Source organism: Salinisphaera sp. PC39 (assembly GCF_040361335.1).
Taxonomy (GTDB): domain Bacteria; phylum Pseudomonadota; class Gammaproteobacteria; order Nevskiales; family Salinisphaeraceae; genus APNM01.
On sequence record NZ_APNM01000007.1, the window covers coordinates 202,386 to 209,642 of the forward strand.

Sequence of the window (7,257 nt, forward strand, 5' to 3'; positions counted from 1 at the left end):
GACCAGGGATGGTACGGCGATCCGTTTTTGTCGCGCTGTTTGTCGGCGTTTCTCTCGCGATTTCTCTTCATGATCCAGCCCGAGCCGCCGCCGGCGCGATGGCCGGTCAATTCGATGTCTCTCCGGGCGGCGCCGCCACCTACAGCATCCCGATAAGCGTGCCGCCGGGCACGGCCGGCATCGAACCCAAGCTGCAGCTTGCCTACTCGAGTCAGGGCGGCAACGGTCTACTCGGCGTGGGCTGGCGCCTGTCCGGCCTGTCCAGCATCACTCGATGCCCGGCCACCATCGCACAGGATGGTTTCCCCGACGCCGCGGATTTCGACGACAACGATCGTCTCTGCCTCGATGGTTCCCGCCTGGTAGCCGTTTCGGGCAATTATGGGCAGCAGGGTACCGAGTACCGCACCGAGATCGAGAGCTTCGTCAAGGTCCGCCAGAACGGTGGCGACCTGAACTCGGGAAACGTCTGGTTCGAGGTCTGGACCAAGAGCGGCCTGGTCAAGGAGTACGGCAACGGCAATAACGCCGCCTTCGAAGTGCCTGGCCAGTCATACACGCTTCTGTGGTCGATCAACCGGGTAGGGGACACCGCCGGCAATTACTTCGAGGTGTCCTATACCCAGGACTCGAACAGCAACGAGTACTACGTCGACCGCATCGATTACACCGGCAACGACCAAGCGGGCCAGATGCCCTATAACTCGGTGCGTTTCGAGTATGAATCGCGTCCCGATGTTGGCAGCCGTTACATGGTTGGCGGCAGCGATGAGGTGCGTGGCGAGTTACGTCTGAAAGGGGTAAAGACCTATGTCCAGTCGACACTCGTTCGTGCTTACAGCCTGTCCTACAGTATTAGCCCTACCAGTGGCCGCTCGCTGTTAACCGCGGTAGAGGAATGCGCTTACACAAATTCCAATCCCGACTGCCTGCCGGCGACGGAATTTTCGTGGACTGAGAAAGAGCTTGGTTACACCGAATATAGCGAGTTGGCTCCACCTTCCGATGCTCACCAATGCAGCATTATTGCGGATATCAATGGCGACGGAAGAAGCGATATCGCGCAAGCTTGTGTCAATAATCACCGTACTTATCTAAACAAGATAAACGAGGACGGCTCTCAAGAGTGGGAGGTGAGCGCCGCTCACAAGCTGCCCGAACACATAAGGAGTGCGGTCCCAACCCTGCTGGATATCAATGGAGATGGACTCTCTGACTTTATAAATCCGCCATTATCGGATGGTGGTCAAGTTGTTGTCTATCTAAACACTGGCAATGGTTGGAAAAAAGACGACAGCTATATTCTTCCTCATGAGTATTCCGAGGGTTTAATTCTTCGTGAAGGGCTTCAGGACCTGAATGGTGATGGCCTGCCTGATCTCATATATGTACCCATAGGCGGGGATCCCGAGACGTACCTGAATTCAGGGTCTTCATGCACTAGCAATTCGTGTAAGTGGCAGCGCGCGCCAGCGTACGATATGCCTTACGAAGGTGCTTCGCTGTATGGACTGTCACGTCTTAATGACATCACGGGCGACGGTCTGCCGGACTATATTGTTTCGATCTACGATTACAGATCGGCAAGTGAAGGGGCTTTCTCCGTCGAGTCGGAAATCTATGTTAATACGGGATCCGGGTGGGAGTTGTCGCCTGAGTACGCCCTTCCGACGGCGAAGCAAATGTACGATACGCTGTATGGGATCGGTCTGGCGGACGTCTCTCAATTTCATGATGTGAATGGCGATGGGTTGGCGGACTTGGTATGCATGACGAACATACCCGATTCCATAATGTCGTCCATTTACAATCATGGTCTTCCCGAGCCCTGTGGGCCTGCGACATCAACTTTCACGCCCACCTATTCTGTGGCGCCAGGCCTAACCAGTATCCGGGCGACATACCTGAATACCGGTGACGGCTTCACCAGCACACCGGCTTACAATATTCCAGTGCCATATGATTCGTTCCAGGACTTGAACGCGGATGGTAAACCGGAATTGGTCAGGAGCGGAAAGCAGCTCGACTCGCCTGGTGGCGACCCAATAATCGAGAGTTACATAAATAAAAAAGATCAATGCTCAACAGAAACCTGCCAATGGCAACTCGATCCGGATTATGAGTTTCCCTTCAACCTGCATTCAATCGATGCGGGTGGTGGTTCGGGCCAATTTGACCATGATGGCGAAACTGACTTTGTGCAATGGGGCGAAGAAACGACCAACATCATATTGGTTAGCAATGGCATCGCTGAATATAAACAGCAGCCCGATCTCATAAAGAACATCACTCCGGGTGACACCCCCGCTGCTATCGATATCCAGTACACGTCGCTTCTCGACAGCCGCCATTATGAGACGGGCAGTTCTGGCTATCCTGAACCCAGCACCGCCGGTGGATATCACGTGGTTGCGAAGACCGCCCGGAACGACGGCTCCGGTGAGGTCAGCAATGTCCATTACAAGTACAAGGATCTCCGTGTTAATAGGCTAGGGCGCGGAATGCTCGGCTTTCGAGTATTCGTGGCCGAGAACCTGAATACGGGCATCAAGGAGATCACGGAGTTCTCTCAAGATTTCCCGTATACTGGGATGGTCACCCACAAGGTGACCGAATCGACGGATTCGCTGGGCAATACCACCACCCTGACCGAAACCCAAAACACCCTGGCTACTAAGACCCTGGGCAGCGGCGATTCCGAACGCTACTTCCCCTACGTCGCCACCAACGACGAGCACTTCTACGACCTGACCAACAACAGCACTCCGCTGACCACCACACGCACCGAAACCACCTACGACGACTACGGCAACGCCACCCAGGTGGTGCAAAGACGGTTCCAGGGCGCCACGCCCGGCGTGGACACCCACACCACGACCACCACCAACCAATACACCAACACCCCCAGCCAATGGCTGCTGGGCCGGCTGACGCACTCGAACGTCACCAAAATGAATCCCGACGGCGCCTCGGTCACCCGCGAGACCGCCTACGAATACGACGCCGTCACCGGGCTGCTGACCGCCGAGATCGTCGAGCCCAACGACCCGGACCTGACCCGGCGCACCGATTACAGCTACGACCCCTTCGGCAACCAGACCGAGGAAGCCGTCAGCGGGGCTGACATCGCCACCCGCACAACCACCACCACCTGGGGCAGCCGCGGGCAATTCAAGACCACCATCACCAATGCCCTCGGCCACACCGAGACCCACACCTATAGCGACAAGCACGGCGGCCGCACCAGCCTGACCGGCCCCAACGGTCAGACCACCACCTGGAGCTACGACGCCTTCGGGCGCGAGACCCAGCAAACCACCCCGGACGGCGTCACCGTCGCCACCAGCTACGAAGACTGCGGCAGCGGCTGTCCGGCCGCCGACGGAGTCTTTCTCATCCGTACCACCGGCTCCGACGGCTCGGAAAGCGTGGAGATCTTTGATCGCCTCGAACGCAAGGTCCTGGAAGCCAAGCGCGGCTACGACGGCAACTGGATCGACGTCGCCTACCAATATGACCAGCGTGACCGGGTGATCGCCGAAACCGCGCCGCACTACCGCGGCCACACACGCTACTGGACCAACTATGAGTACGATGCCCACGACCGCATCGTGCTGACGGAGTCGCCCGTCAACGACGGCGGCGGCAGCGGCGTCATTTCGACCACGGTGGATTACGACGGCCTGATCACCCGCCAGACCGACCCCAACGGCAAGGTCAGCGAGAAGCACGAAAACGCCGCCGGGCGGATCGTGCAAGTCGTGGACGCCGCCGACAACACCACCGCCTACGAATACGACCCCTACGGCAACAAGACCCGGGTCACCGATGCCGCCGGCAACGTCACCACGCTGACCTACGACACCCTGGGCCGCAAGATCGCCATGGACGACCCCGACATGGGGCAATGGAGCTACGACTACGACGTTCTCGGCAATCTCGTCTCCCAGACCGACGCCAAGAACCAGACGGTGACCTTCAGCTACGACAAGCTGGGTCGTAAGACCCAGCGCACCGAGCCCGAGGGCGTGACCACCTGGAGCTACGACAGCGACTGGATCGGCAAGCTCGACCAGGCGACCGGGCCCGGCAACTACCAGCGCGACCACCTCTACGACACCCTGGGCCGGCCCACCGACACCACCACCGTCATCGACGGTCACAGCTACACCGTCTCGCGGACCTACGACAGCGAAAGCCGGCTCGCGACCCTGACCTATCCCAGCGGCTTCGCCATCCGCCACCACTACACTGCCAGCGGCTACCTCGACGAAATCGTCGACGACGACACCGACCAGGCCTACTGGCAGCTCGACCACCGCGACGCCTTCGGCAACATCGAGCAGGAAACCCTGGGCAACGGCCACAGCACCGCGCGCAACTACGACAACGCCCGGGGTTACGTCGACGCCATCATGACCGGCGACGTCATGGGCACCGAAGTCCAGTCCCTGACCTACGCCTGGGACAAGGTCGGCAACCTCGCCGAGCGCGTCGACCAGAACCAGGGCGGGCTCACCGAGGCCTTCGCCTACGACGACCTCTACCGGCTGACCGGCGCCACGCTCAACGGCAACACCAACCTGAACGTGAGCTACGACGCCATCGGCAACATCACCAGCAAATCCAGTGTCGGCAGCTACACCTATGGCCAGAACAACGCCGGGCCGCACGCAGTCACCCAAGTCACCGGCAATCGCGGCGCCACCTACAGCTACGACGCCAACGGCAACATGACCCAGGGCAACAGCCGCAGCCTGACCTGGACCTCCTTCAACAAGCCGGCCACCATCACCAAGGGACAGGCCTACTCCGAATTCCACTACGGCCCCGATCGGTCACGTTACCTGCACATCCGGGACCGGGAAGAAGACGGCCAGCTCGAGACCACCACCATCCACTACGTGGGCGGCCTCTACGAGCGCCACCAGCAAGGCACCGGCTTCACGGACAAGCACTACATCCGGGTGGACGGCCAAGCCGTGGCCACCAAGGTCTATCGCAGCAACGCCACCAACGACACCCACTACCTGCACCGGGACCACCTGGGCTCGATCGTGGCCATGACCAACGACGCCGGCAACGTCGTCGAGCGCTACGCCTATGACGCCTTCGGCAAGCGCCGGGGCTTGGCCTGGGACCCGGACAGCAGCGACAGCCTACTATTCGCCACGATCCAGATCACCGACCGGGGCTTCACCGACCACGAGCACCTGGACCACGTGGGCCTGATTCACATGAACGGGCGGGTCTATGATCCGATTCTGGGGCGCTTCACGTCCGCGGACCCTGTGATCCAGTTTCCGAAGAGCACGCAGGGCTTCAACCGGTATACCTACGTCAACAATAACCCCCTCTCTTATACCGACCCCTCGGGATTGTTCCTGGACGATCTGTTCGACGACCTGATGGATATCGTCGAGGCCGCGCTCAACATCCAGCTCTACATCTACAAGGCGCAGATCGAGAACCCGCGGCAGTCGGCCGCCATCGGGGTGATGCTGCTGCCGGGCGGTCAGGGATTCGCCGGCTTCATGATGGCCATGGGGCAGGGTTTCGCGGCCGGGATGATAGCGAGTGGCGGAAACTTGAAGGCGGGCTTAATCGGGGGATTGACCGCTGGAGCATTTCAGCAGGTCGGCCAAGGGTTTCTTGGCAAGGGGCTGTTGTCAGGCCTGGAAGGGACCGGCTTCGTTGGCAAGGTCGTCACGCACGGTATTGTTGGCGGAGTGTCGAGCGAGCTTCGGGGCGGAAGATTCAAGGACGGTTTTCTGAGTGCTGGGGTTGCCAAGGGGGCGACCGTGGGACTGGACTCGGTGGGTTACTTCGACAAAGTTGGTTTGGCGGGCGGCGGAGTCACGGTGGCCGTTGTAGGCGGTACGGCGGCTGAGCTAGGTGGCGGCAAATTCGCCAATGGCGCAATAACATCGGCATTCGGATTTGCTTTCAACCAATGCAGGAGTAGCGGTTGCGGTGATTTCTTCGGAGTGAATGCGCGTGATGTGCAGGGGCTTGCGCAGCAACAGCAAAGTGAAGCCCGTATTAGACAAGCCGAACGGGAGATAAATGAGCTTTTGGTCTCTTATGAGGGGAGGCAGACTGTGATGCATAGTGGTGCAGCGGTACTAGGCACAGGCAGTCTGCTGACCTTGCCCGAACCGCCCATTTCAATCACGCTCGGTGCGGGTGCGTCGACTCTTTCTCTTGCAGCCTTAGTTGATGCAAGCATTGCGGGGAAGGCCGCTGTTTCTGATTTCGTCATATTTGGTCTAAGCGCCCCTCTTCCAAGCACGCGGATTGTCTCGCCGGCTGCTCGCAATACCATGAGAGCTATCCAAACGTCGGTTGGTGTCGGTGCCTCCGCACAAAACGCGAGACAAAGTGGACAGCGCTTGTTAAGGAAGCCGGCTACTGAGTCATGCCCTCCGAGCTGCTGATCAAGCATTCATAATGTATGGAATTTGAACGCGACAGTTTGGGTCAGATTATTGTCGTTATTCTGGGGATCTTAATTTATAGTGTCTTTACGCTGCGGGATTTGCCCCGAGAGATTTCCTCAAAGGACATAGCTAACGCAACCATAAGGAATTATTACTGGCCTTTGGGTGCTGCTGGTTGCATGTTACTGTTTACTGGATTTGAGTGGTTATCGGCAATGCTAATTGCCATCGGCCTTAGTGGGCTTGGGTTATTAACTTCTTACAGAAGCGGTTTTTTTGATTGGGTGCCTTATTTTCCGTTCTTTTCTAGGATGGCGGTATATGCGTTCTTGGCTTACCCAGTACTTGGAGTTGCCGGCTACTATGCCTTTTCTCCTTGGACGTATGATGATATATGGTGGCCATTCATGTTCTTCTTCAGCTATCTTTTTGTTTCTATAATTTCATTTATAGATATTTCTAGAAAATTTCCTTGGAAATAATGAGATTATTGTGCTGCATATTTGAGTGTAGAATATTAATTTCGCCACCTTTTCAAGAAAGCTTCCTTGATTTTGTCGCCCTGCAGGAGTGGATTTTCGGTTGATATCCTGCTGTGAGAGTTTCGAGTTTCCCCGACACACGGGGCCTCCAATGACTTCAATTATGTCGCCTTTCTAGAGGTAAGCTCACCGTGTCACGGACAGGTCGTGATGCCTGCAATTTTATGCTCCCGGTTCTGATCTAGGCACCGAAAATCCGCTGCACGCTGAGCACGCCCTCGATGAGGGCGTCGTCGTTGTAGGCGGCGAAGGAGGCGCGGGCGGTGCCGGCGACG

General features: G+C 57.8%; 2 protein-coding genes. Both read left to right on the plus strand.

From position 1 onward, the window contains the following. Positions 1–8 precede the first annotated feature (8 nt). Positions 9–6,437 (plus strand): RHS repeat-associated core domain-containing protein, encoded by a 6,429-nt coding sequence (locus PC39_RS09010; protein WP_353253049.1) that lies wholly within the window; start codon positions 9–11, stop codon positions 6,435–6,437. 17 nt (positions 6,438–6,454) lie between these two features. Then, a complete protein-coding gene (locus tag PC39_RS09015) occupies positions 6,455–6,922 on the plus strand; it encodes a hypothetical protein (RefSeq protein WP_353253050.1) in 468 nt (155 codons plus the stop codon). Positions 6,923–7,257 lie beyond the last annotated feature (335 nt).

What these genes read in the sequence shown, in the direction of transcription:
- PC39_RS09010 (WP_353253049.1), top strand. Translation starts at nt 9, where the DNA reads ATGGTACGGCGATCCGTTTTTGTCGCGCTGTTTGTCGGCGTTTCTCTC.
- PC39_RS09015 (WP_353253050.1), top strand. Translation starts at nt 6,455, where the DNA reads ATGGAATTTGAACGCGACAGTTTGGGTCAGATTATTGTCGTTATTCTG.